Here is a 24,304-nt window from a genome sequence, read left to right on the forward strand (position 1 = left end):
CCGCATACCAGAACGGCTGCCGAACTGTTCATACGGCTGCGCGCGGCTTACGATGTGCCGAACAATCACGGAGCCCATCATGAAGCGCTTTCATACGGGGTTCCGGTCAAGTCGTGATGCGTGCGCATCGCTCAGCCGGCTAACGCGCCCAGGCAACGGCCGCACGAACGCGCCTGGCCCAGTCGCAGACGCCCGGCGCTCACGGTCACCTCATTGCCGCAATCGCACCGGCAAACCCACTTGCCATCGCCGGCATAGCGATCCGTCGTCAGCTGGCCGAACACCTCGCCGCCTTTGAGCGCAGGCGAGCCCGGCCGGGACCGCCACACGCGGCGCTGCTCGCCGCAGCCGCAATCCCTCGTCTGGCCGCCCTCCACCGCATCCAGCGCGGCCGTGACGTGCGCGCCGCAGCGGCACCGCCAGAGCCACATGCCCGCGCCGCGATATTGAAGCGCGACGAGATCGCCGAAGGCGCGGCCGGACACGTCGCGATACGGCGGAAACGGCCATTCGGGCGGCAAGGGGGGACGGATACGCTGGTTCACGACAGGTAAATGGGATTCGGCGTCCTGGTCTCAAGGGTGTCCGGCCGTTTTCGATGTGCGGGCGTGCGGCCCGGCAAAGAGGGGCGGATCATCCCGCGCGGCCGGCGGGTCACCGCCTCGTTACGGGTTATCTGTGTATTTTGGCATCTCACGTCACGAATGATAAATCGTGAACGTCCTGGCAGCAGGAGCGGACGCCATTTGACCCGCTCAGACATCGCAAGTCATTCCTGAACATCCTGTTCGCACGATGCACTGCGGGCCAGCACACGGACGCCCACCGACTCTCTGCGCAGCCTGCGGCGCTCCAGCGCGTTGCGCAACTGACCCAGGATCAGCGTGCCGGCAATCAGCGCGAGATAGAGCGTGACGAGAACGTGACGTGCACCGTTGAGGGCGGCCTGATGGACGACGAGCGCGGCGTCGACAGGCGGAAGCAGGTGGCCCGCCCCCTCGACGGCTCGCATCATGTGGATGAAGCCCGCTGCCGAAAGCAGCGGCAACAGGACGAAGAGGATCAGCAGCGTGAGCCGCATGCGACGCGCCCACGCACGGTGGCGCAACCGGAACCACAGCCCGAGGCATCCGTGTATCCAACCAGGCGCTAGCAACGCGAGTTGCAGCCCCTGCGTGCCGCTCGTGAGCAGTACGACGATGACGCGCTCGTAGTTCGGTTCGAAACCATAGAGCGAAGAAGCAAGCCGGGTCGTCACCGCATGCCGGATCAGCAGGAGCGGCAGGCTGAGCCCCGCCCACAGGCGGATCCATTCCGCAGGCGGAAGCGCCCAGTGGCGCCGCCCATATATCGTGTGCAGCGCCAGCGCGAAATGCACCGACGCGGCTCCGTACAGCGCGATCGTGCCGGGCGCGCTGCGCCAAAGCCGCAGCGCGAGTACGAGACCGTGTCCGGCAAGCTCGATCGACCAGATGCCGAGCGCGTGATTGACCAGATGCAGAAAGAGATACGTCAGCATCACGAGGCCCGACGTGAGTTGAAGCCGGCGCAGCAAGAATTGAACGTTGATCCTCGCTTCGCTGGCGCGGCGACGGGTCACGTCGACGATGTCCATATTGGTTTCCGCCATTTCGTGTGCCACGCCTGCCATACCGCGAACCCACGCCGGTTATTCCCGTGCTCGACTCGCAAAAAAAAACCGGGAATAAAACAGCGGCGCTCGCGGTATTGCACGTGAAGCCCGCCCTGGAGGCGCTCCGAATTGCGCCGGCGGTCGACTTTCTGAACCCCGTCGAGAGGACATCATGTCGTCAGATCTTCCTTCCCAACCGTCACGCCGCAACGCCCTGAAATGCCTCGCCTTCGGTGGCGCCGGCACCGTGTTCGTTCTGGCCGGAGGCGTCCTCACGCCCATGGAACTGGCACTGGCGGCGAGCAGCAAAGAAAACGCCGGCGTTCCGCTCTTTTTGCAGATCAGCGACTCGCATATTGGCTTCAACAAGGAAGCCAATCCCGACGTCGCGGGCACGCTCAAACAGACCATCGACTATGTCAACGCGATGCCCGTCAAACCCGCCCTGGCGATTCACACGGGCGATATCACCCATCTCTCCAAACCTGAGGAATTCGATCTGGCGGCGCAACTCCTCTCCGGTCTCGACATTACGGAGTTGCACACCACGCCCGGCGAACACGATGTGACAGATGGACCGCAAGGCGAATACTTCAAGCGCTTCGGCAAGGCGTCGGACAACCGGGGGTATTACAGCTTCGACCACAATGGCGTGCACTTCATCGCGCTCGTCAACGTAATGCATTTCAAGCCGAACGGGCTGGGCAACCTGGGCGAGGATCAACTCGCCTGGCTGGAAAACGATCTGAAGGGCCGCACGTCGAGCACGCCGATCGTCGTGTTTACGCATATGCCGATGTGGACGATCTACGAACCATGGGGCTGGGGTACCGGCGATGCGGGCCAGGCCATGGACTACCTAAAGCGCTTCGGCTCGGTGACCGTGCTCAATGGCCACATACATCAGATCGTTTCCAAGGTGGAGGGCAATATCACGTTCCACACGGCACGCTCGACCGCCTATCCGCAGCCGACGGCCGGCGACGGACCCGGCCCCGGGCCGCTCAAGGTGGCAAGCGATCAGCTGCCGAAAATGCTTGGCGTCACCAGTATCCGGATCACGCGCCATCCTCTCGCGGCGACGCTTTCCGACACGTCCCTCGCCTGACCTCGCGTCTCGCTCACTGAACAAGGATTCGAGCCATGCTCTCCATTCACTATCGTCGCGCGTTCGCCCTCTTCTACGGGATCGGGATGCTCGTGGCCGGGGCCTCCCTTGGCGTGCCTGCCGCCCAGGCGCAGGAGCCCAATGAGATCGACATCAAGAATTTCATGTTTTCGCCGATGGCTCTCACCGTGAAAGCGGGCACCACGGTGACCTGGAAAAATATGGACGGCGAACCGCATACGGTCGTCAACGATGCAGGCGTCTTTCACTCCGCCGCGCTCGACCAGAACGATACGTATCAGTTCAAGTTCGACAAGCCGGGGGTGTACAAGGTGTTCTGCGGGATTCACCCGTATATGAAGGCGACCATTACGGTGCAGTAGAGACCGATGCCGATGCGTCGTCGCGCTTGTTCCAACTCGCTTGCGCGACGCGACGACGCTGGTTCGCAGTTCAAGGATTCGGCAGCAGGGTCGGCGAAATCTGCGCTGCGTTGCTGATGAAGACATTCGTCGCATCGTCCTGCAGCAAGTAGCCTTGCTTGACGAGTGCGTTTGCCGCGGCCGCAACCGCCGCTTGGTAGCGTGAGCGGCTGCCGCCATAGAGCGCGTTCAGCGTGGCCCGGCTATCGACGCCGCCCGACTGCGCGGACGCGTTCACCGCGAACGGAATCGCCGCGCCGTTGGAGATGCAGCCTTCGCCGATCGCGTGGCCGGCACCGCGATAGTTCCACCCGGTGTAGGTTGCAAGCGGTACGCTCACATCCGGCACGAGTACGCCCGTGGTTTCGTTGCCGTTGGTGTCGACCTTGGGGACGAGAATCGTGTAGGGCTGCGCAGTGCTCACGACCGGCACGGCCTTGCTGTAGTCGGTCACGAAGACCTGATTGTATTCGCCGTTGAACGTGAGACTGAGCGCTGTCGGCGTCGCGGCGGGTCCGCTCGGCACGGTCACGCTCTCGAGATCAGGGAAGCCCGTCGCGGCTTGCGTCGGCGCGACCAGATTGCCCGATGCCACGGTCGGATATTGCGAAGCGGGCGGCTCGGTACCCTTGCCGGCCCATGCGACCAGCGCGGGAATCAATGCGCGCTCGACGGGCGTTTCCTCCACGGGCGAGCCCGGCAACTGACACAGACTGCCTGTCGCCGGCACCGTGAAGTTGCCCGTGGTCACGCCGCTGCCGCCGCCGTGCTGCGTGCCCGGCACAAGGTAGTAACGCACATTCGGCGGCAAGTGGATGTCGTTGCCCCGTCCATCGGTGACGACCAGCGACGCGGCCCCGCCCCACCATTCGAATGCGCCGTCGAGTTGCATGATCTTCGGACACGTACCGGAGGCCTCGCAACGCTTCAACAGGCCATCGGTCGCGCCGCTGACCGGATCGGTCGTAACCGCGTACGTGAAGGGGAACTGGAACCCTGGCATGAAGTGGTCTTCATGCTGTTTCGACCACCGTCCCGGCTGTGCGAACGCGGCGTTGGTCCACGTGCGGCGTGCAGCGGAAATGATCGGAAACAGTCCGTCGAAAACGATCCTTCCGTGCTTGTCCTCGTTGAATCCCTGATAGAGAAAGTCCTTGATGAAGCGGCCCGACTGCGAAATGCCTTCCCCGATCGCGACGTCGAAGTTAGTATCCCGGGAGCACTTCGACGCTGCACATGCCGCATCCTTCAGATCGTTGAGCGGATTCTGGACGCCCCGCGCATCGGCCCTGTCGTAGCGCAGCCAGGAGACGAGATCGCGCAGCGCCGCAAAGCCGATGCCGTCGATGGTCGGCGCCGCGGCCTTGTAGACGAAGCTGTAAATCGTCCCCGCATCGGGCGTGACGGTCCTGCCGTTGGGACCCGGCACCGACGCGGGCGGCGTGAACTTGACCGAGTAATTCCCTTCATAGACATTGTTCGGCGTGCTGATATAGCTCCACGCCGTCACCTTGGTCGAAGGCGCCGTATAGGTTTGCACGCCGCCCGGAATGCTGCCGTAGGCCGATAGCCACGATTGCCGCGCGGTGAAGGTCACGCCGCCCGTGTCGTTGAGATCGGCGGGCGGGTACGTGAGCGGAATCGTCGTCGGGTCGCCTCCCGCATAGTCGGGAATGAACTCCTCGCGCGATAGTGCAGTCATCGGCGAACCGTCCTTGTTGGTGGCCACGGGGAATCTCGTGCCGACCAGACCCGTGCCGGCCAGCGTACTCGTCCCGTTGAGCGGAATGTCGCCTTGCCAGCCGCTCCAGAGAATCGTATAACCGTGGCGCAGCAACGAAGGAAATGTGGACGGCGGGGGTGCCCCGGTATCGAGCGCACCTGCGCCAATGAACGACCCGTCGGCGAGCTTGTTGCCGCGATTCACGACGTCGTAGAAGAGCACGCGCGTGGCGTTCGCCGCGCTTCGCGGACGCAGGATCACGACATCGGTCCAATAGTCGACGTAACCATCGACGCCGACCGGCGCGTTCCTGATGTTGACAATACCGGCATTGAGCGGAGAGCGCGGATCGAGGGCGCCGTGCACGACGGCGGTGATGACCTCGTATGGCCCAGCCGCGCCGGCAGGCGTCGCACCGCCAAACGCCGGTTCGGCAGCAATAATCTGAAAACTCTTGATGAAGCCCGCGCCCCGCTGGCCAGGTTGCGGGCCGTGCGGATCGCTGTGGGCGATTCCGCCGACGAACATGCCACTCGCACCGACAATCAGTAGCATTCCTATATTTCCAGTCTTCATCGTAGAATCTCCTGACCGTGGAGAACATGGCGGAAGCGGAGTCTCGCGCCGTGTCCCTTGAAGAACGGCGAACCCGAGAGAGGCAAGGTTTTCACGCGAATGGTCCAGCATCGCGCATGCATGCTGGACCGACACGCGTGAACAGGCGTGGCGGAAGTCGAACGCTTACGATTGGCCGAAATCGTTTGATATATCTTGCGCGGCCTTGTGTATTTATAACTCGCGCAAACACGATTCCAACTGTCGTTTACGCGTACGCTGGAGGTGCTCACGCAGGCATCACAGGTCAGCGCTTCGCGATATCGTCGCCGTGCGAGTCCTTATAGACGACCTCGACGTCGACGGTGCGGCCGTCGTCGCCGAACTCGCGCGCCTGCCTGCGCAGCGAGCGGATCTTCCACCAGAGATAGCCGACGACAATCGCGCCCACGCCGAACAGCACGGCAAGCAGCACCAGCGACAGCATCGCTGCCACCACCAGCACGATTGTGCTCACGACGACGGCGGCCAGCCGGCCGAACCATCCGTACTCGCCGATCCGGATCCCTTTCTGATACGTCGCGCGCTGCGGCGACGGTTTGTCGTTGTCCATTCCACTTCTCCTGGCCGCCGTCCTGCTTAACTGCCCGCGCGAGCGTGGACTTTGCCTGGACAGCGGATCAATGATGCCGACGCATCCCGCGATACGCGTGGCGCATATCCCGGATCCCACATCGTGCAGATGCACATGAAGCGTTCCGAAACATCTCTGCCCTTCGCACGCCTGTCGTCGTCGTTCGGTTAACTGAAAACTTACCCATCGCCCGCTCGCGCCTGTGTCTATTCTAAAGAAGTCAGGCAAGCCGAATCGAGTCGTTTCCAGTCACTGTCGAATGGGGCAACCTATCATGGCTGACACGAGCTACATGGCGCGCAAGTCCGTCGCCGACATAGTGGGAAGCGCCGAAGCCGAAGGCGGCCGCGCGCTGTCGAAGACCCTGGGGGCGCCAAGCATCACGGCGATGGGCATCGGCGCCATTATCGGCGCGGGCATTTTTGTCCTCACCGGCACGGCGGCGGCACAATTTGCCGGACCGGGCATCATCCTGTCCTTCGTGCTGGGTGGCGTTGCGTGTGCGTTCGTCGGTCTCTGCTACTCCGAACTGGCCGCCATGCTCCCCGTATGCGGCAGCACCTACACGTATACGTATGCGACGCTCGGCGAGGTGTTTGCGTGGATCATCGGCTGGGACCTGATTCTCGAGTACGCCATGGGTGCCGCGACGGTCGCCGTCGGCTGGTCAGGTTATATCGTCAGCCTGTTGCGCAACGTCGGAATCAGCATCCCGCCTACGCTTGCTGCCGCACCCGGCACGACGGTCCAGTTGCCTGACGGCTCGACTGTCGCCGGCATCATCAATCTCCCCGCCGTGCTGATCATCGCGATTCTCACGACGATGCTGGTGCTCGGCACGCGCGAGTCGGCACGCATCAACAACGTGATGGTCGCAGTCAAGCTGACGGTCGTGGCGGCCTTCATCGCCATCGGCGCGTTCTTCGTGCATCCCGCCAACTGGCATCCATTCGTTCCGCCCAACACCGGCGCGTTCGGCAGCTTCGGGGCCAGCGGCATTCTGCGTGGCTCCGCCGTCGTGTTCTTTGCGTTCATCGGTTTCGATGCGGTATCGACCGCCGCGCAGGAGGCGAAACGGCCACAGCGCGACATGCCGATCGGGATCCTCGGTTCGCTGGTCATCTGCACCTTGCTCTATATCCTCGTGGCTGCCGTGCTCACCGGACTCGTTCCATACGCACAACTGAACGTTCCAGACCCGATCGCCAAGGGCGTCGACGTCATTGGTTTCACCTGGTTCTCCATACTGATCAAGATCGGCGCGCTAACCGGGCTGACCACCGTGATACTCGTGCTGCTCTACGGGCAAAGCCGGATCTTCTTCACGATGTCGGAGGACAGACTGCTTCCCCATCTGTTCTCCACCGTCCATCCACGCCTGCACACGCCGCATCGAAGCCAGATGATGATCGGCACGGTCGTCGCCATCGTGGCGGCCCTCACGCCGATCGGCGTACTAGGCGAGATGGTCAGCATCGGCACGCTGTTCGCGTTCGTGCTCGTGTGTGGCGCAGTCATGTACCTGAGGCGCAGCGACTCTGACGCGAGCCGTCCATTCCGCGCGCCCGGCGTGCCGATTGTCCCCATTCTCGGCATCGCGTTTTGCGTGTTGCTGATGGTGGGACTGCCGCTCATCACCTGGGTACGGTTGATCGTCTGGCTGCTGATCGGCATGCTGATCTATATGTCTTATGGCCGGCATCATTCGCGACTACGCCATCCGGAGCGTGAATGACAGAACCGGTGGCTACCATGAACGCTCAGCGCGCGTATTTCGTTCGCACCGCACGGGCTGCAATGTACGCGGCTTCGCTAGCAACGCTTGCCGCCTGCGGAGGAAACGCATGCATTGGCCTCAATGGCTGCGGCGGCACAAGCGTGACGCCGAATGTCACCATCTCCGGCACGGCCGCGACCGGCACAGCGATCGCCAGCGCAACGGTCAACCTCAGTTGCGCTCAGGGCTCGGGGTCCACCCTGTCCGATGGCGGTGGACACTACGCAATCACGTTCAATGCCACGCCTGCCTGCATCCTCAGCGTAAGCTCCGGCAGCGTGAGTCTGCATTCGGTGGCGTTTGCCGGGGGCACCTTCAATACGACGCCGGAGACCGAGTTGATGCTCGTCTACCTCGCCTCACAACTCGGCACGAGCGAGAGTGGTTTGATCGCGGGATTCCCGACCAACTCACAGTACCAGCAGGTACTGGGTAACGCGTCCGACGTGCAGGCTGCACAATCCGCAGTCGTCACCAATCTGCAGCAGCGCTATGCTGTCACGCTGACGGTACCGGCATTTCTCACGACATCCTTTACGGTTGGCCAGGCAGGTGTCGATAGCGATCTAGTCACGCTGGCGGCAGCAGGCGCGATAGACGCGAATGGCATGCCAGATCCGGCCGCCATCTCGCTGCTGTCGGCGGCGGGCGCCGCGCATCCGCTCACCGCGACGTCCACCCTCTCTTCCGGCACCGGCGGTACTGGCAGCGGCAGCGCAACGATGTGATGTGGACCTGCCGATGTCTGAACGGCGCCGGACCGCTGCGCCCAAAGGCGGTTGGAACCGCGTGCGAATGCCCACCGTTGCCGCGACCTGATTCCCCGTTGACGATGCGCCGCTGACCCGACAGACGCTACGGCAGCGCGGGAAATCAAGCGACTGATCGAACAACAACACGACAACTGTCTTGTCGTGCGGGGCTTCGCCAATGGAACGCTTCTGCTGCGCTCATTTCTGCGGCATCTGCTTCTTGAGACACCGATGCGGACGCGATAACGTCGTCCTTTCTCTGTCCGCCGTATCACGGCATTTCCGCACTCACCATGTATCGCTATAACGAATTCGACAAGGCCTTCGTGGCGAGCCGCGCGGCGCAGTTCCGCGATCAGATCGAGCGTTGGCAGCAAGGCAGCCTGAGCGAGGATGCGTTTCGCCCGCTGCGTCTGCAAAACGGCTGGTATGTGCAGCGGCACGCACCCATGCTGCGCGTGGCTGTCCCGTACGGCGAACTGTCGAGCGCACAGCTTCGCGTGCTCGCTCGCGTGGCCCGCGAGTACGACGAACCTGAGGCCGAGGTATACCGCAGCGCGCTCGATGCGCAACGCAAGCTCGGTACGAGGCGGTTGCCCACGCATCACGCCCACTTCACGACACGCACCAACGTTCAGTTTAACTGGATACCGCTTTCGAAAGCGGCGGACGTGATGGACCTGCTTGCGACGGTCGACATGCACGGCATCCAGACGAGCGGCAACTGCATCCGCAATATCTCTTGCGACGAGCGTGCGGGTGTCGCTCCCGACGAGATCGCGGACCCGCGCCCGTTCGCCGAAATCATGCGGCAGTGGACCACGCTGCATCCTGAGTTCGCCTTCCTGCCGCGCAAGTTCAAGATTGCGATCACCGGCGCGACGGAAGACCGTGCGGCGACGGGCTGGCATGACGTCGGCCTGCGCCTCGTGCGCGACGAACAGGGTGAACTGGGGTTTCGTGTGACCGTGGGCGGAGGCATGGGTCGAACGCCGATGATCGGCACGCTGATGCGTGAGTTCCTGCCGTGGCGGCACATCATGAACTACATCGAGGCCGTGGTACGTGTGTACAACCAGTACGGCCGCCGCGACAACAAATACAAGGCGCGCATCAAGATCCTCGTGAAGGCCGAGGGCCAGCGCTTCGTGGACGAAGTCGAGGAAGAGTTCCGGCAGATCGTCGACATCGACGGCGGTCCGCACACGATCGAGCAGGCCGAGTTCGAGCGGGTACGCCGTTGCTTTATCGAACCGCCGAAGCTCGATACGGCACGTGTCGTCGATACGCATGCCCCCGCCATGCTCGAGGCTGCAGCCACGAGCACGCCACAGCTGCAGCGCTGGCTCGAGCGCAACGTCGCGCCGCACAGGGACCCGTCGCTGCGCATCGTCACGCTCTCGTTCAAGCGCGTGCTGCAGGCGCCCGGCGATGCGTCAGCCGACCAGCTCGAACGCGTGGCGGATCTCGTCGATCGCTTCTCCGCGGGCGAAGCGCGCGTCACGCACACGCAGAACGTCGTTTTACCGTGGGTTCACGCCGACGATCTGCTCGCCCTGTGGAAAGCGGCGAACGCGGCCGGCCTCGCGAGCGCGAACGTGCACCTGCTCACCGACATGATCGCCTGCCCCGGCGGCGATTTTTGCGCACTCGCCAACGCGCGGTCGCTGCCGGTCGCGCAGAGCATCATGGAACGTTACCAGGACCTCGACGAACTGAGCGACATCGGCGAGATCGACCTGCATATCAGCGGCTGCATCAACTCGTGCGGCCACCACCATAGCGGCCACATCGGCATACTCGGCGTCGACAAGGACGGCGCCGAGTGGTACCAGGTGACGCTCGGCGGCTCGGACGGGTCGGCACGCAGCGGCGATGCGCGTCCTGGCAAAGTAATCGGGCCGTCTTTCTCGGCGCTGGAAGTGCCCGAAGTCATCGAAGCCTTGATCGGCGCTTACGTCGCGCTGCGCGAACCGCGCGGCGAATGCAACGAGACATTCATCGAGACGGTGCGCCGCGTGGGGCTCGAACCGTTCAAGGCGGCCGCCGATGGGGTTCGAGCCACGACGGAGGGCACGGTATGAAAACCGCCTCACGCATACGTCTTCTGGACGCTGAGGCTCATGCCGGCGATGTTTCGGCATCCACCTTGATCCTCCCGAACGATGCCGATCCGCTTGCCTACGCCATCGAAATTGCAGCTGCGTCGCGCGTGGAGCTTCAATTCCCGTCGTTCACCGATGGGCGCGCCTATAGCCAGGCCTACCTGATCCGGCGACGGCTCCGCTTCGAAGGCGACCTGCGCGCGACGGGCGAAGTGCTCGTCGATCAGTTGCTCCAGATGGAGCGCATGGGGTTTTCGAGCGCCGTGTTGAGCGCTGACGTGTCCATGGCGGATGCCCTTCGCCAGCTCGAACGCTTCCCCGCGTTTTATCAGGGTGATGCCCTGCGCGAGGCGCCGTGGCGCGGGAGCGCGTTGGAGTGACCGCCTAACCTCTTACTGCATTCGCGCGCGTGGCCGTTCTAACCGGTCACCGTTTTGTTGCATCACTGGTCCGTCCCGGCCGGTTATGACGCCCGGGTCAGGGCAGCGAACACCGGCTGATTCATGACGCTCTGACGCTCCAGCATTCTTGCGTACCAGGCCTGAAGCGCATCACACTCCACAGGCACCGGTAGCTTCACAAGTTTCGCAAAGACCAAACCGCCGATGACGGTGATGTCGGCCATCGAGAAAGCCTCGCCGGCGACATAGGGTTGGCTTTTCAGAACGGCATCAAAGTAGCGCATACCCCTCAACGCCTTGTCGCGTTGACGGAACCCCCACTCCGGGTTTTGATACGTCTCGACGTCGAGGCCCAGTCCCGGCGTGCCGTGATGGAAATAGACGCTGACGGCGTCGAGCAGCTCCAGCTCGGCGCGCTTGCTCATCATGTGGATCACGCCCTTTTCGCGCGGTGTGCTGCCGGTGAGCGTAGGCGCGCCGTCGAGCGCGTCGAGGTATTCGGTAATGGCGGTGCACTCGGCGATACAGGTTCCGTCATCGAGTTCGAGCACCGGCAGCGTCCCTGAATAGTTCTTGGCCGCGATGAAGCCGGGCTTTTTGTGCTCCCCCTTGTAAAGATCGACCATCACGAACTCGACGCATGATTGCAGCCGCTTTTCAGCCAGCGCGATGCGGACGCGTGTCGGATACGGCCCGGTCGGGAAGTCGTAAATCTTCATCACTGGCACCTGGGTTGCTTCGAAATTGACGGTACTGGAAGTCATTGCCGGTTCGCTCCATAGTCGGTTGCATTGGATTGGGCCTTGTAAAGACACGTCACTCACGCCCCTACCTAACGTTTGTTAGGTTAACAATAGAAGGTACAATGAGCGGTGTCAACACCCATTTCCTGTTTGCGGAGGCTGAAGCAGTGAGAAATGACGCGAGCTCAAACTCGAGGGAGAGAATCCTGGCGGCCGCCACGAGGCTCGCGCAGGCGCACGGCTATGGCGGTTTGAACTATCGTGATCTTGCGGACGAGGTTGGTATCAAGGCCGCGAGCATCTACCACCACTTCGAAAGCAAGGCTGATCTCGGCGCCGCGGTAGCGAGGCGTTACTGGGAGGATTCCGCGGCGGCTCTCGATGACATGCTGGCCAGATCGCAGGATCCGCTGCACTGCCTGCGTCACTATCCAGACACATTCCGCAAGGCGCTTGAGACCGGCAATCGCATATGCCTTTGCAGCTTCATGGCCGCCGAAACTGACGACTTGCCGGATGTCGTGATGAATGAAGTCCTGACCTTTGCCGACGTGAACGTCGCGTGGCTGAGCAAGGTTCTGTCCGCAGCGGCGGTGGTCGGTTCCCGGGAGAGCAAACAGCGCGCTCGCGCTATCTTTGCTGCCATCGCCGGCGCTCAGCTCATTGCGAAGAGCCGTTCTGATATCTCTCTCTATGACGCACTCATCGAAAGCTATCGAAAAGCTGGACTTTTGCCCGCATGAGGCGCAGGGCCTGCCGGAAAAACCGGTACGAGAGACGACCACCTGAGCCGTCCACGATGGCTTGCGCACGAACGGTGGAGCGTCAGCTGCGCGCTCGACAGCGGACCGACGCTGCTACGCCGGCCCGAGCCCGTGTCGGAGGGAATGCACGCGTCTCTAGAATATCGTGCGAAGTCCGACTGCCACGCCCACCTGATTGGTGCGGCCAATGGTGTTGGTCGGAATGCCCTCGCCGTTGACCCCGCCCGGGTAGTCGGCGGAGAAGGCGCCTGTGCCGCGCGCGAAGTCCGTGATCCCGTAGACTTCCGTGCGCTTCGTGAACGAGTATTCGGCGAGAACGGTAGCCGATTGGTTTATCCCCCTGCCGAGGGTGCCGTCGAGCAGTTCTGCGTTGCGCGTCTGCCCGTAGTAGTAGGCGAACGTGAACAGCAGCGCAGGCATGGCGTGCCAGTTCGCACCGATGTACCAGGTGTCGTCGATACGGTTGGGGCTGCCGCTACCCTTCAGTGTCGGCGCGCCAGATTGCTGCATATAGCTATCAGTCAAACCAGTCCGGTCCTGCCCCCGCAGCCAGCCGGCCAGCAGGCGGATGTCGTGGGTGATCTGAAACGCGCCGCTGATGTGCAGGAAGTTGGTCTTGGTGCCATTGATCGAGCTGCCGACACTGGTGCCAACCGAAGAGCCAGTCGCAGATGTCGGAACGGAGACCTGCTGGAAGCCTGCGTTGAGCATGGCTGGGCCGTACGTGTAAGTCAGTTCCACGGCATAGGTGGCGCCGAGACCGAGCGCGCCCGGCTGGTTGCCAAAGCCGTAAAGGGCATTGATATCCAGGCCATCGAAGCTGCCCTTGTACTTGACCGAGTTGTTGACTTCCAGGTAAGGGCCGATGCCGTTATACATCCAGCTGTTTTGCCAATAGTTGCCAACGGTCAGCGGGTCGAAGATATCGCCCAAGGTGTCGTAGGCCGGCGCATATTGCCTGCCAAAGGTCAGCGAGCCCCACGTTTTGTTGGACAGACCCACGAAAGCTTGCCGACTGAACAGTGTGCCGGGGACGTGTAGCTGCCCATTGAACGCTTCGAAGCCGTTCTCGAGGCGGAAGATTGCGGACCAGCTGTCGCCCAGATCCTCACTGCCCCTCAAGCCCCAGCGGCTGTGGGTTTCCGGGCCGGACGTCATCGCAACCTGGTCATTGCCACCCGGGCCAGCATTCGTCTGATACCGAATGGCTTCATCGACGATGCCGTACAGCGTGACCGAGCTTTGTGCGAATGCCGACGACGCCGCTGCAGCGAACAGCGCGCCAGTGGCACTGAAAATAAGTATTTTTTTCATTGGCAATCCACAGTAATTGATGGGTAACTGGGAAAGTCTTTTCGCGCTCGAACCAAAAGGCCGTGAACGGGAGCGTAGCGTGTCATTTCATTGCCGCACAGCTATTCGTTACAGAGTGTTGTTTATCTGCTGTGCCGGGACAGGTAGGTGCAAATCGTCTGATAACTCTATGTTCGGGAAAACGACCTGGCTGTCGGGTCTTGATGCGCCGCGCCGCTTTGAGCACGCGGCAAGCTATTCATCGCTGCGGCAGTGGAGCTTTAGTATAAGGAATGAATTAAGCGAAACAATACTTTCTTCTGTTGCGCGGTTCACAGGATTTGGCTTTCTGCGAGAGTTCGCCGCAGGATCGAGTCCAGCCTCACACGACCGCTCGCGTACTCGATGGGACCGCCCGGCCGGCTTCTGCGCGTCCGACTTGCTACACTGCGGTGGTACTTGCGCCTGGCGCATTTCACCGCGTAAAAGACACGTCAATCGCCGTTGCCCGTCTGAAACGTCTGAAGCGTCTGAAATGTCTGAAGCAGGTCGAGGCTCTCGCAGGCGCCTCCGGGACGGACCCGGTGCCGCACTCCCGAGATTGGCCCGGAGGTTCATCATGTTCACGACATTTTCCCGCCTGTCGAGAACCGTCCTGGTTGTGGCTGTGTGTACTGCATCGACAGCAGCCTTTGCCAGGCACGCGAGGCAGCCAGAGGTGCCCCCCGAATCGATTTCCTCCCTGTTACTGAGCGACGACGAACGCATTGAGTACTGCGCAGAGATGCACCGTGCGTCGACGCTCGAAGAACGTCGGGTGGTCGTGGAGCGCATGCGCAATACGCTCATTCCCCGCGCAAAAGCGCAAGATCTCCCCCTCCCGCGCTGGTTGCTGGAAGGACGTCCGATGAACGGGTTCGGCGGCCCCAATGGCGTCATACCCGGACTGGATTGCGAATCGGGTATCAGCAGACCCCACGCACATGCCATCGCGCCTGCGCGGCAGGCACCCGACCACAAGACGCCCCCCACTGAGGCGCCGCCCAGCAAGACGCCTGTTCAGGAGATCCCAGCCAGCGACATACCGGTCGGACACGACCGCGGTATCGCCTATGTCACGGGCGGCGTGGGCGAGGATGAAGCCACTACGCTTCGCAGGCTCGCGCCCGGCTATAGCATGCGGGCAACATTCACCGCCGCATCGGGCGAGTACCTGTCGGGTGTCGCCATGCAGATATTCGGGTCCAACGGGAATGTCGTCTTTGCCGGCACATCGGCCGGCCCCTACCTGTTCGCGCGGTTGCCCCCTGGCCACTACCGCGTCGTTGCCACATTCGACGGCGTGGAGCGGACTCGCGCGCTCTATGTTCCCACCCGCGGCAGCGTCCGATTCACACTGACATGGTCGACGTCGCGCGCGGCTTCGTCCAGCTGAGTTCTCCGGACGTGCCGCCTGCCGCGAAGGCGCGGATGACCACTGATCCTGGACAGCAGCCAGCAGCCGCTCGTGGGGCGGCCATATCAGGGGGAACGGCGAAGCCGCACCCTCGCGCAAACGAAAGGGCGGCCCGCCAAAGGCCAGGGTTACTGACCCACTTCCTTGATGGTCAATGCGTTCTTGACCGAGGTCACGCCGGCAACGCCCTGTGCGACTTGAGCGGCCTTGTCGACCTGCGAGGAATCCGGAACGGTGCCTTCCAACGTCACCACGCCATCGCGAGCGCGAATCACAATATTTTCCGGCTTGATGTCCTTCGCGTGATCCAGTGCGGCACGCACTTTCTTTTCCAATGCGTGGTTGGCCTGCTTCGACGTTTGCGAAGTGGCAGGCGCCGTGCCTGTATCGTTCCCCTGCGCCCATGCGCTGACCGAAGCGGCGACGATCAGTGCGCCACCAGCCAGCTTGATTGCCTGAATACCCTTCATTCTCTTTCTCCTTTTTCAGAGTTACGACGAATCCGAACAGTGGTCTCACAGAGACACTAACGGAACGCAGGAAAACTAATGCAGCTGCGCCGACAGGTTTGTCAGGAAGCTCAAGGCCACCGCATGAATTGTACGAGGATGCTCAATTCTTCGCCGCGCCGGCGGCCGGCACGGCCCGCACGTTTTGCGCGGTAGCGCGGACAGAGGTCGGCCATAAAGAGACAACTGCGTCGCGAACACGAATGTCGTTGTGCGAAACCAGTCCGTCACACTCATGTCGGTGGCAGTCCCAAAGCTGCGGATACGGGCGTCATTTGGGTGGTGGGGATCTCTGCTGAATCATGCAAAATAGTCGGCATCCAGGATGCGGAGGCCGGTTGTGGGCGTGAACTTTGACTTGAATGACTTGCAGGCGTTTCGGGCGGTGGTGGAGCTGGGAAGCTTCCGAAAGGCCGCGGAGGCGGTGAGCATATCCCAGCCAGCGTTGAGCCGTCGGATTGACAAGCTCGAGGAAGCGCTCGGCGTGCGTCTCATCGAGCGCACCACGCGCAGCGTCACGCTCACCACCGTCGGCCGCGTGTTCGCCCAAAGCGCAGAACAACTGCTCGATGATCTTGACGTCGCGCTGCTCGGCATTCGCGATGTTTCATCGAGCCACTTGGGTCATGTGACTATCGCGTGCGTGCCTTCGGTGGCGTATTACTTTCTGCCGAGCGTCATCGCGAGCTATCATCGCCGCTTTCCACGCATCCGGGTCAAGCTCCTCGATTCGAGCGCTAACGAGGTGCTTGGCGCCGTCATCAGCGGCGAGGCTGATTTCGGCGTGAGCTTCATGGGCAGTCAAGAGTCCGAGATCGAGTTCAAAGTCCTGCTGCAGGAGCGGTTCGTTGCTGCCTGCCGCCGCGACCATCCGCTTGCACGCAAGAAGCGCGTGACCTGGGACGAGCTCTACGAACACGACTACGTCTCGGTCGACAAGACTTCCGGTAACCGCCTGTTGCTCGACCAGGCGCTCACTGCCGTGGCGCCGCGAGCACCGAGCGTTTGCGAGACCCGGCACGTGACGACCATGCTCGGATTGATCGAGGCGGGGCTCGGCGTCGCCGCCGTGCCCTCAATGGCCATGCCCGGACATGACCATCCAATCCTCACGAGCGTGCCGCTCGTCGAACCGGTGGTAAAACGACGCGTGGGAATCGTAAGACGGCGCGGACGGCCGCTCACACCGGCTGCACAGGAGTTTCACCGGACGATCATCGAGACGAAGCGTGCCGGCGTCGCACGCAGTGATGTCGTGGGCAACAGCGCGACGACGGCGAAGACGAGAAGGAAGACCGCATCGTGAGGCTGGCTGAGACAAGCCTTCCCATGGTTCTGCCTCAATGGGCGGAGACGGAATCGAGCCCGGTCGATCTCACTTCGGCTTGCACATCGGGCGATGCGAGATAGTCGAGGAGCGCCTTCGCTTCCTTCGGATGCTGCGCGCCCACGGGGATGCCGCCGGCGAAACGCGTGACGGACTGGAGAGACTCGGGAATCTTGCCAACGAACGTTGCCCCCTGGACGGGCAGCAATTCGCTCACCTGCTGGAAGCCGACTTCGTAGTCACCGTTCGCCACCACCGACGCCACTGGAATGCGCGGAATCATCTTCGCTTTCGACCTGACCTGATCCTCGATACCGAGCTTCCTGAACAACTCTCGCTCGATATAGACGCCGCTCGCGCTGTCCGAGTAGGCAATCGACTTCGCATGCAGCAAGGTCTGCCTGAGGCCTTCCGTCGAGCCGATGTCGGGCTTTGCCGCACCTTCACGCACGACCATGCCGATGCGCGAATCGGCCAGCTCGACCCGCGATCCGGGAATGACCTTGCCTTGCTTGATCAGGTCGTCGAGTGCGTAGCCGACCATGATGACGACGTCCGCAGGCTCGCCACGCTCGAGCCGGTTGGGGATCGCTTCGGGCGATTTGCCCATCGACGGGCCGAGCGCGGTGTCGAGCGTGTTGCCCGTCTGGGAAGCGAACCTCGGGCCGAGCACCTTGTACGCAGCGGTGAAGCCCCCCGAGCTCATGACGTGCAGGTCGGCGGCCTGCACGTTCGCCGCAGCGGCCGAGGTTGCGACGAGCGCTGCCGCGCAAAGTTTCAGAAGCAGGTTTCTCATGGTCGTGGTCGTGCTGGGTTGCGATGCGAGCGGGGGAAACGCATCAGTGCGCCGGCGTCAGTGTCACTGCGCGGCGGCGATAGAGCGCGAACGTCGCCAAAAGGGCGCACGCTGCGGCCAGGCTCATCCAGTAGCCGGGTGCGGCCTTGTCGCCGGTCATATGAATGAGCGCCGTCGAGATCGCCGGCGTGAAGCCTCCGAACACGGCCGTAGCGAGACTGTAGGCGAGCGAGAAGCCAGCAACGCGTACCTGCACCGGCATCACTTCCGTGAGCGCGACGACCATCGCGCCATTATAGATTCCGTACATGAAAGAGAGCCAAAGGAGGACGAGCAGCATGTTGACGAAGCTCGGCGCGTGAGCGAGCAGCGACAGGGCCGGGTATGCGGTCGCGATAGCGAGCACCGTCATGCCGACGAGGAGCGGCCGGCGGCCGATCTTGTCGGAGAGTGCCCCGCCGATCGGCAGCCACACGAAATTCGACACGCCGACACAGAGCGTCACGAGCAGACTGTCGGCGGTGCTCAGGTGCAGGACCGTCTTGCCGAAGGTCGGCGCGTAGACGGTGATGAGATAGAAGCTCGTGGTGGTCATCGCCACCAGCATCATGCCGGCGACGACGACGGCCCAGTTCTGGACCAGCGTGCCGAATGCTTCTTTCATGCTCGGGCGATGCTGGCGCGCCTTGAACTCCTGCGTTTCCTCCAGATTGCGACGCAGCATGAAGATAAACGGCACGATCATGCAGCCGACGAAGAACGGTACGCGCCAGCCCCACGCGGCGATGGCCGGTGCGCTCAGGCACTGGTTGAGCGCAAAGCCGAGGCCCGCAGCGACGACGATCGCGACCTGCTGGCTCGCCGACTGCCAGCTCGTGAAGAAGCCCTTGCGGCCGGGCGTGGCCATCTCGGCGAGATACACCGACACGCCACCCAGTTCGGCGCCCGCCGAGAAGCCCTGTAGCAGCCGCCCGAGCAGCACGAGCGCGGGCGCGAGAAGTCCGATCGTCGCATAGCCCGGTACGAACGCGATCAGGATGGTGCCGCTCGCCATGATGGAAAGCGTAGCGATGAGGCCCTTGCGGCGGCCGACGTCGTCGATGTAGGCGCCAAGCACGATGGCGCCCAGCGGCCGCATCAGGAAGCCGGCACCGAAGACCGCGAACGTCATCATCAACGAGGCGAACTCGCTCCTGGCGGGAAAGAAAACGTTGGCGATCTGCGTGGCGTAGAAGCCGAACAGGAAGAAGTCGAACTGCTCGAGGAAATTCCCGCCTGTTACGCGGAAAACCGCGGCGGCCTTTGAATGTCTGGTCGAAAGGTTAGACGAGGGGTCCATCGAGGTGTCTCCTGAATTCTGGAACATACGCGGCGTTCCGGTCGATTGTGGCTTTCGCCATATTCGCCCGGAGCCGGCAAAACGATAAGTGCAATTTTCTGAACGATTGATGTTCTGTGGTTATCAATCGATGTCGAAGCCGCCGCGACCTTTCGTGCCGCGGCCTCGACTCAACTGGCAGTGGTCAGGGATCCGACGACCAGTTACGCGGCGGAGAGGGAGTGTCGCCGCCACCCGGTTACCCGCGAGAGAGCAAATTGACTTCGGTTGAGATCCTTACCCCATGTGAAGCCCACCATTCAGCGAGAAGTCCGCTCCAGTCGAAAAGGCCGCTTCATCGCTGGCGAGCCACGAGACAATTGAAGCGATCTCATTGGCTTCTCCGAGGCGCCTGACTGGAATGCTCTGGACGATGGCATCAAGCACTTCGGGACGAACGGCCCGAACCATATCCGTCCCGATGTACCCGGGGGATACCGTATTCACCGTGATGCCCTTTGTCGCGACTTCCTGGGCAAGCGCCATCGTAAAGCCATGAATGCCTGCCTTTGCGGTCGAGTAGTTGGTCTGGCCGAACTGTCCTTTTTGTCCATTCACGGAGGAGATGTTGATGATGCGCCCCCATCCCCTTCCGACCATCCCGTCGATGACCTGCTTGGTCACATTGAAAAGACTGGTCAGATTCGTGGCAATGACTTCGTTCCAGTTCTCACGTGACATCTTGCGAAACACGCCGTCTCGCGTAATGCCCGCGTTGTTCACCAGCACATCGATCTCGCCGATCTCCTTCTTTACCTTGGCGAAGGCGACCTCAGTTGATTCCCAGTCCGCGACGTTGCCCTCCGAGGCGGTGAAGGAAAAACCGAGTGCAGCCTGCTCGGTCAGCCACCGCTCGCGACGCAATGAATTTGGCCCACAGCCGGCGACTACGGTAAATCCGTCGTTATGGAGCCGCTGGCATATTGCGGTTCCGATTCCGCCCATGCCCCCTGTTACATAAGCAATTCGCTGTGCCATTGTTGCCGCCTCCCATGCGCTACGTTGGTAGATCGAAACGCTTTCAGGTACAGCTACGATGAGTCGCGTTTTACACGCACTCGAAAATCGCGTTAGAACTGTTGGACAACTCGCGAAAACTCGAAACTCATTGCTTTACATGCTGATACGGGCGCTTTGCATAACCATCCGCTCTTGCGCGAACGCGAGCGAAGCGAAGGTTTAAGGCGTTGCCCCTGGCGACGGGCCATGCTTTACAAACCCCCGGATTACCTCGGCTGCTCTCAGGTTTCCGCGCTCCTCCAGCTTCCTGGCGAGTGCGCGCGTGAATATTTTCAACTCCTCAGGTCCGTGCGCGGCCTCGAACTGAAGAAGGGTTTCCCTGATGGCTGCCTGCATGCTTTCTTCATGCAGCATGCTTGCGATGTGGGAAGCACTTCGCGCCAGTTCCATATCATGCTCGATCAACCACTGCCTATCCGCCCTGTAGCGACCTGTCGTCATATCCGCACCTTTCGCACTAGTTGTTCGAGACGCGTTCTACTCGAATGTCGACGGGAAGCCAGAGCTGTTCACGCCTATTGGTTCACTCAAAATTGCTCCGACCGCAGCGAATCGAATTCGTCGCGGCAAAGATCGCTGAATCGGTTGAGAATGTCGATCGAGCCATCGGCGAGCATTTCGCGCAGTTCGACGAAAGTTTTCTCCGGGGCATCATAGGTGTCCACAATCTTTCGCCCGATCTGATCGGCTTCAATGGAAACCTCGGTGGAGGATTGGACACGCATGCGACTTATCTTAGCGAACAGACTGACGAGTGCGGTAACGTCCGGCTCTTTGTGCTGTAGCGCGTGGACATAGCATTGCGATGCCTGCTCGATGAATTCTCTATAGAGGTCCTGTCGGCGGATGCGGTCGTGCGCGAGCCACTCTGCCCTTGCCTGCGTTCGTTGAGTAACAAGAGATGTCAGGCCGCCAATCGCTGCACCGAACAATGCCGCTGTAGCTGATAAGAGTGTTGCATTCATCGTATTCAATTGGCGACGGGCCGCCTGCCCTCCAATATGTTTGCCAGGACATTGCAGGTCCACGTGCAGTCGGTCGGCAGCGGCATGTGATCCAATAGCCGTAAGCGCCTCGCCTTCACACTCCCTTCTGTGGTACGCGCACACTCGCGACTGCGCGCCTGGCATGCGACTCCGCCATGACACCGCTCTCTACCGGGACACCAGCAAAGACTGTTAATGACATTAGATTCAATATTGATCGTTATGTCAATTATGCGCAAGAAACTCGACCCTCTCAAGAAATGAATTTTCTGAGTGTCTGCTGCATCATTGGTGTTCCCGGACAACCTGTGGGCGAGTGGCACTGCCTTCACTAACCTCGAAGAACGCCGCGGCGTGATCGATAAACGCTCTAACCTTCGCTGGCAACATCGCGCGCCCTATATACGCCAGCCGGACCTCCGCCGCGGTATCCGCGATCTCGAAGTCTTCCAGCAGTCGAATGAGTCGTCCCGACTTGATGTCTTCTTCCACGAGCGCGATGGGAAGCAAACCGATGCCCAATCCCTCCAGAATGACGTCGCGGTTAAAGATCGGATTGTTCGACGATATCTCGTAGTTGATCGGGACGGCGATCTTCTCCTCTCCTGTCCGAAACGTGACAAACGGCTTGTGCATTGACGGCGGAACCGTCACGAATGCATGTTGCTCGAGATCAGCAGGATGCCGTGGCCGAGGATGCGTGCCAAGGTAAGCTTCCGTTGTCACGATGACGAGCGGTAACCGCTGCAGAAGCCGTGTCACTGCCAGATCCGTCGCCAGCATGAATGGCAGCACGATACCCAGATCGTAACCGTCGGCCGTCAGGTCAACTGGCCGCTCAGTCAGCGTGATATCGAGCGTGACATTTGCGTGTTTCCGTCTGAACGACGCAATCAACGGCGGCAGCCACGTCAGGGCGGCCGTCGTGTGCGCAACCAGTCGTAACACTCCCGTCGGTAGCCGGCCGTGGTCCGCGGCGCTCGCTTCCATGCAATCCAGATCGTCGAGGACGCGGCAACACCCGTCGTAGAAGCACTCCGCAGCTTCCGTCAACGAAAATTGTCGAGTCGACCGGTGAAACAGTCGCGCCCCGAGGCGCTCTTCCAACGACGCAATCGCACGGGAGACGACCGAGGGTGACAGGCCCATCATTTCGCCAGCTCGCCGAAAGTTTTTGACTTCGACGATGGTGCGGAAAAGGCGCAAACTTTCGATATATTCCATCGTTGAGATAAACCAGGTGTCTCTGTTACGGCATTGCCGGTCGCGCTGAGGACATCGTCTTGTGACGTCTGAATCGCGAACCGATGACTACGGACCGCGAACCTGGCCTTTGACCGTCTGCGTGTTGCACATCCTGACGAACTGAAGTCCCTCAGACAGGCTCATCAGAGCGACCGCGAGCGCATCAGCGCCTCCAGACCATAGCCTGTCGGCATCAGGCACGAACGTCCGCAAGCAGTTGCTGATATGGAAGAGCGTCTCGTGCCGCAATACATCAAGACGCTCCCCGAACAAATTATCTTGACGCGCGAGAAGTTGCGCTTCGATCCAAAGGGGGAAGCAATCGCTGTCAAATTCCCCATTGCCGTAGCAGGCGATCGCGCGTGCCAGCATCTCTTTGGGCGTGCCGCCCATTTCAATGAAGGCCTGCATGTTCTCGCGGGCCAGAACTGCGTCGCGCTGCAACAGCTCAACCAGCACGTCCCGTTTGCCGCGGAAGTTCGAGTAGAAGGCTCCGCGTGTGTAACCCGCCGCCCCGGCAATGTCCTCCACGCTCGTAGCGGCCACGCCCTTCTCAAGGAAAACGGTTCTTGCAGCGTCAAAGAGGCGCTCGCGGGTCTGCCGCTTCCTTTGTGCGTGTGTCAAACGTTCGTGCTTCATGATGTAGCGCTGGCGAGCGACGCCTTCTGCGTTCACCGGAACCGAGGCGCGCCAGCGGCGGGTTCTCAATGAGTCAACACACGTTCGGATCGCTCTATTTGTATATTACACTCACTTCTGATTTTTTAGTCAATTATAAAATTGAGGGCGTGAGCGAAAGAGATAGTGGCGTCAGGCGGCCTCGACTTCATTGGTCGACCGGGCGAGTTCGATCTCGCCCAGATAGACGCTTTCGCCCAGCTGACAGTCACGCGACGCATCGCCGAGGTCATGGCGTACCTCGATTCGATAGCGCCCGCTGTCTTTGGCCAGTCCTGCGAACCGAAAGTCGCCAAACGCGTCGGTGACGGTATCGGCAACCTTCTGGCCGCCCGTATACAACGCGACTGCGGCCGAAGCCACGCACTCGTCTACCTGCCCCACCCGTGCGCTGACGCTGCCGCCAATAAAGCAGGTATCCCAGCGTTCGAGGCCGCGATACCACACCCGGGGCTTTGTCTTGAGTTTGGGCTCCAGAACCCTGAGCCCTTCGCGTCGCGCTTTGTGTGCCATTGCAGCGTCATCGAGCCTGATGGTTTCGAAAACACCGGTAGGACATGACTGCCCGCATCGCGGCTGTTGCCAACCCTCGTCCAGCAGATGCGCGTCGAAGATCCAGATCTGTGGCAGTTGCAGTGCCTCGTTCCAGACGATCGCCCTGTACGGACAGGCTTTCACGATGTCCTTTCTGCCCCTGGCCTTCTCTGGATCGATGATGACGATACCGTCGGCGCGTTTGCGGATCGCATCGCCACCCACTCGCATGCATGGCGCGTCGTCACAGTGATTGCACATGACCGGCAGGTACGTCGTCTCGACCATGTGCGAGTCGCCCTGGACCCGGCGCAGGATGCGGATGGGGCTTTCGGCATCGACCGCCGCGGGTGCCGCGTACCCGGGAAAGTCGTTGCCCACGTGCTCGTCTCTCGCAGCGATCACGCAGTTCTGGCAGTTCTCACATTGCCCGACGTTGATAACCAGATTCCACTTGCTCATCGT

24 protein-coding genes are annotated in these 24,304 nt (G+C 61.5%); 9 read left to right on the forward strand and 15 right to left on the reverse strand.

What is annotated here, in order from left to right; genetic code table 11:
• Nucleotides 1-131: 131 nt before the first annotated feature.
• Complete coding sequence (locus AB3X98_RS24810; protein ID WP_342946376.1) at nt 132-545, reverse strand: hypothetical protein; 414 nt, start codon at nt 543-545, stop codon at nt 132-134.
• 224 nt (nt 546-769) lie between these two features.
• On the reverse strand, nt 770-1,519 hold the full coding sequence (locus AB3X98_RS24815) for a hypothetical protein (RefSeq protein ID WP_368603064.1): 750 nt from the start codon (nt 1,517-1,519) through the stop codon (nt 770-772).
• Nucleotides 1,520-1,805: 286 nt separating this feature from the next.
• On the opposite strand from AB3X98_RS24815, the gene AB3X98_RS24820 reads away from it, so the two are divergent.
• Nucleotides 1,806-2,741: a metallophosphoesterase gene (locus AB3X98_RS24820; RefSeq protein WP_069266329.1), complete on the forward strand. Its 936-nt coding sequence runs from the start codon at nt 1,806-1,808 to the stop codon at nt 2,739-2,741.
• Nucleotides 2,742-2,827: 86 nt separating this feature from the next.
• Complete coding sequence (locus tag AB3X98_RS24825) at nt 2,828-3,124, forward strand: cupredoxin family copper-binding protein (protein ID WP_368603063.1); 297 nt, start codon at nt 2,828-2,830, stop codon at nt 3,122-3,124.
• 70 nt (nt 3,125-3,194) lie between these two features.
• Here AB3X98_RS24825 and AB3X98_RS24830 read toward each other — a convergent pair whose 3' ends face one another.
• Together AB3X98_RS24830 and AB3X98_RS24835 are read right to left on the reverse strand one after the other, a co-directional pair.
• On the reverse strand, nt 3,195-5,441 hold the full coding sequence (locus AB3X98_RS24830; protein ID WP_368603028.1) for an alpha/beta hydrolase domain-containing protein: 2,247 nt from the start codon (nt 5,439-5,441) through the stop codon (nt 3,195-3,197).
• A gap of 307 nt (nt 5,442-5,748) precedes the next feature.
• Complete coding sequence (locus AB3X98_RS24835; RefSeq protein WP_069266327.1) at nt 5,749-6,054, reverse strand: hypothetical protein; 306 nt, start codon at nt 6,052-6,054, stop codon at nt 5,749-5,751.
• A gap of 295 nt (nt 6,055-6,349) precedes the next feature.
• Here AB3X98_RS24835 and AB3X98_RS24840 point away from each other — a divergent pair, with 295 nt between their 5' ends.
• The 4 genes from AB3X98_RS24840 (at nt 6,350) to AB3X98_RS24855 (ending at nt 11,089) form a co-directional block, all read left to right on the forward strand.
• Nucleotides 6,350-7,810, forward strand: coding sequence for an amino acid permease (locus tag AB3X98_RS24840; RefSeq protein ID WP_069266326.1), 1,461 nt, complete (start codon nt 6,350-6,352; stop codon nt 7,808-7,810).
• 17 nt (nt 7,811-7,827) lie between these two features.
• Complete coding sequence (locus AB3X98_RS24845; RefSeq protein WP_368603062.1) at nt 7,828-8,580, forward strand: hypothetical protein; 753 nt, start codon at nt 7,828-7,830, stop codon at nt 8,578-8,580.
• Between the two features lie 317 nt (nt 8,581-8,897).
• Entirely contained in the window at nt 8,898-10,688 is a 1,791-nt protein-coding gene (locus AB3X98_RS24850) for a nitrite/sulfite reductase (RefSeq protein ID WP_368603027.1), read from the forward strand.
• Nucleotides 10,685-11,089 (forward strand): DUF934 domain-containing protein, encoded by a 405-nt coding sequence (locus tag AB3X98_RS24855; RefSeq protein WP_069266324.1) that lies wholly within the window; start codon nt 10,685-10,687, stop codon nt 11,087-11,089. The genes AB3X98_RS24850 and AB3X98_RS24855 overlap by 4 nt, the downstream gene beginning before the upstream one ends.
• An 83-nt stretch (nt 11,090-11,172) precedes the next feature.
• Here the strand turns inward: AB3X98_RS24855 and AB3X98_RS24860 are convergent, their stop codons facing one another.
• Nucleotides 11,173-11,874: a glutathione S-transferase gene (locus AB3X98_RS24860; RefSeq protein WP_368603026.1), complete on the reverse strand. Its 702-nt coding sequence runs from the start codon at nt 11,872-11,874 to the stop codon at nt 11,173-11,175.
• A 146-nt stretch (nt 11,875-12,020) separates the two neighbouring features.
• Here AB3X98_RS24860 and AB3X98_RS24865 point away from each other — a divergent pair, with 146 nt between their 5' ends.
• Nucleotides 12,021-12,596, forward strand: a complete 576-nt coding sequence (locus AB3X98_RS24865; protein ID WP_176732930.1) for a TetR/AcrR family transcriptional regulator — start codon at nt 12,021-12,023, stop codon at nt 12,594-12,596.
• Between the two features lie 156 nt (nt 12,597-12,752).
• Here AB3X98_RS24865 and AB3X98_RS24870 read toward each other — a convergent pair whose 3' ends face one another.
• Nucleotides 12,753-13,931 (reverse strand): porin, encoded by a 1,179-nt coding sequence (locus tag AB3X98_RS24870; protein WP_368603025.1) that lies wholly within the window; start codon nt 13,929-13,931, stop codon nt 12,753-12,755.
• A gap of 598 nt (nt 13,932-14,529) precedes the next feature.
• On the opposite strand from AB3X98_RS24870, the gene AB3X98_RS24875 reads away from it, so the two are divergent.
• Entirely contained in the window at nt 14,530-15,345 is an 816-nt protein-coding gene (locus AB3X98_RS24875) for a hypothetical protein (RefSeq protein ID WP_368603024.1), read from the forward strand.
• A 149-nt stretch (nt 15,346-15,494) separates the two neighbouring features.
• Here AB3X98_RS24875 and AB3X98_RS24880 read toward each other — a convergent pair whose 3' ends face one another.
• A complete protein-coding gene (locus AB3X98_RS24880; RefSeq protein WP_069266319.1) occupies nt 15,495-15,836 on the reverse strand; it encodes a BON domain-containing protein in 342 nt (113 codons plus the stop codon).
• Between the two features lie 379 nt (nt 15,837-16,215).
• Here AB3X98_RS24880 and AB3X98_RS24885 point away from each other — a divergent pair, with 379 nt between their 5' ends.
• A complete protein-coding gene (locus AB3X98_RS24885) occupies nt 16,216-17,181 on the forward strand; it encodes a LysR family transcriptional regulator (protein WP_368603023.1) in 966 nt (321 codons plus the stop codon).
• A 34-nt stretch (nt 17,182-17,215) separates the two neighbouring features.
• Here the strand turns inward: AB3X98_RS24885 and AB3X98_RS24890 are convergent, their stop codons facing one another.
• From AB3X98_RS24890 to AB3X98_RS24925, 8 genes are all read right to left on the reverse strand, one after another.
• On the reverse strand, nt 17,216-17,998 hold the full coding sequence (locus AB3X98_RS24890) for a substrate-binding domain-containing protein (RefSeq protein WP_368603022.1): 783 nt from the start codon (nt 17,996-17,998) through the stop codon (nt 17,216-17,218).
• 43 nt (nt 17,999-18,041) lie between these two features.
• Nucleotides 18,042-19,337, reverse strand: a complete 1,296-nt coding sequence (locus AB3X98_RS24895) for an MFS transporter (RefSeq protein WP_368603021.1) — start codon at nt 19,335-19,337, stop codon at nt 18,042-18,044.
• A 276-nt stretch (nt 19,338-19,613) separates the two neighbouring features.
• Nucleotides 19,614-20,354, reverse strand: coding sequence for a 3-ketoacyl-ACP reductase (locus AB3X98_RS24900; protein WP_069266315.1), 741 nt, complete (start codon nt 20,352-20,354; stop codon nt 19,614-19,616).
• Nucleotides 20,355-20,555: 201 nt separating this feature from the next.
• The gene (locus tag AB3X98_RS24905; RefSeq protein ID WP_368610335.1) at nt 20,556-20,801 is read right to left on the reverse strand and encodes a hypothetical protein; all 246 of its coding nucleotides are present in this window, start codon (nt 20,799-20,801) and stop codon (nt 20,556-20,558) included.
• Nucleotides 20,802-20,923: 122 nt separating this feature from the next.
• The gene (locus AB3X98_RS24910) at nt 20,924-21,361 is read right to left on the reverse strand and encodes a hypothetical protein (RefSeq protein ID WP_368603020.1); all 438 of its coding nucleotides are present in this window, start codon (nt 21,359-21,361) and stop codon (nt 20,924-20,926) included.
• A 306-nt stretch (nt 21,362-21,667) separates the two neighbouring features.
• The gene (locus AB3X98_RS24915; RefSeq protein WP_069266312.1) at nt 21,668-22,606 is read right to left on the reverse strand and encodes a LysR family transcriptional regulator; all 939 of its coding nucleotides are present in this window, start codon (nt 22,604-22,606) and stop codon (nt 21,668-21,670) included.
• 87 nt (nt 22,607-22,693) lie between these two features.
• The gene (locus AB3X98_RS24920; protein WP_368610336.1) at nt 22,694-23,266 is read right to left on the reverse strand and encodes a TetR/AcrR family transcriptional regulator; all 573 of its coding nucleotides are present in this window, start codon (nt 23,264-23,266) and stop codon (nt 22,694-22,696) included.
• A 171-nt stretch (nt 23,267-23,437) separates the two neighbouring features.
• Nucleotides 23,438-24,301: a 4Fe-4S dicluster domain-containing protein gene (locus AB3X98_RS24925; RefSeq protein ID WP_069266311.1), complete on the reverse strand. Its 864-nt coding sequence runs from the start codon at nt 24,299-24,301 to the stop codon at nt 23,438-23,440.
• Between the last annotated feature and the right edge of the window lie 3 nt (nt 24,302-24,304).

It is taken from the genome of Paraburkholderia sp. BR14312 (assembly GCF_040948675.1).
Lineage (GTDB): Bacteria > Pseudomonadota > Gammaproteobacteria > Burkholderiales > Burkholderiaceae > Paraburkholderia > Paraburkholderia nodosa_A.

Bases quoted from the DNA above. Each gene is read 5' to 3' on its own strand.
- AB3X98_RS24875 (WP_368603024.1), top strand. From the start codon at position 14,530: ATGTTCACGACATTTTCCCGCCTGTCGAGAACCGTCCTGGTTGTGGCT.
- AB3X98_RS24900 (WP_069266315.1), bottom strand. From the start codon at position 20,354: ATGGCACAGCGAATTGCTTATGTAACAGGGGGCATGGGCGGAATCGGA.
- AB3X98_RS24880 (WP_069266319.1), bottom strand. From the start codon at position 15,836: ATGAAGGGTATTCAGGCAATCAAGCTGGCTGGTGGCGCACTGATCGTC.
- AB3X98_RS24835 (WP_069266327.1), bottom strand. From the start codon at position 6,054: ATGGACAACGACAAACCGTCGCCGCAGCGCGCGACGTATCAGAAAGGG.
- AB3X98_RS24850 (WP_368603027.1), top strand. From the start codon at position 8,898: ATGTATCGCTATAACGAATTCGACAAGGCCTTCGTGGCGAGCCGCGCG.
- AB3X98_RS24920 (WP_368610336.1), bottom strand. From the start codon at position 23,266: ATGAAGCACGAACGTTTGACACACGCACAAAGGAAGCGGCAGACCCGC.
- AB3X98_RS24815 (WP_368603064.1), bottom strand. From the start codon at position 1,519: ATGCTGACGTATCTCTTTCTGCATCTGGTCAATCACGCGCTCGGCATC.
- AB3X98_RS24915 (WP_069266312.1), bottom strand. From the start codon at position 22,606: ATGGAATATATCGAAAGTTTGCGCCTTTTCCGCACCATCGTCGAAGTC.
- AB3X98_RS24890 (WP_368603022.1), bottom strand. From the start codon at position 17,998: ATGAGAAACCTGCTTCTGAAACTTTGCGCGGCAGCGCTCGTCGCAACC.
- AB3X98_RS24860 (WP_368603026.1), bottom strand. From the start codon at position 11,874: ATGACTTCCAGTACCGTCAATTTCGAAGCAACCCAGGTGCCAGTGATG.
- AB3X98_RS24825 (WP_368603063.1), top strand. From the start codon at position 2,828: ATGCTCGTGGCCGGGGCCTCCCTTGGCGTGCCTGCCGCCCAGGCGCAG.
- AB3X98_RS24820 (WP_069266329.1), top strand. From the start codon at position 1,806: ATGTCGTCAGATCTTCCTTCCCAACCGTCACGCCGCAACGCCCTGAAA.
- AB3X98_RS24870 (WP_368603025.1), bottom strand. From the start codon at position 13,931: ATGAAAAAAATACTTATTTTCAGTGCCACTGGCGCGCTGTTCGCTGCA.
- AB3X98_RS24895 (WP_368603021.1), bottom strand. From the start codon at position 19,337: ATGGACCCCTCGTCTAACCTTTCGACCAGACATTCAAAGGCCGCCGCG.
- AB3X98_RS24925 (WP_069266311.1), bottom strand. From the start codon at position 24,301: ATGAGCAAGTGGAATCTGGTTATCAACGTCGGGCAATGTGAGAACTGC.
- AB3X98_RS24845 (WP_368603062.1), top strand. From the start codon at position 7,828: ATGAACGCTCAGCGCGCGTATTTCGTTCGCACCGCACGGGCTGCAATG.
- AB3X98_RS24830 (WP_368603028.1), bottom strand. From the start codon at position 5,441: ATGCTACTGATTGTCGGTGCGAGTGGCATGTTCGTCGGCGGAATCGCC.
- AB3X98_RS24910 (WP_368603020.1), bottom strand. From the start codon at position 21,361: ATGAATGCAACACTCTTATCAGCTACAGCGGCATTGTTCGGTGCAGCG.
- AB3X98_RS24855 (WP_069266324.1), top strand. From the start codon at position 10,685: ATGAAAACCGCCTCACGCATACGTCTTCTGGACGCTGAGGCTCATGCC.
- AB3X98_RS24840 (WP_069266326.1), top strand. From the start codon at position 6,350: ATGGCTGACACGAGCTACATGGCGCGCAAGTCCGTCGCCGACATAGTG.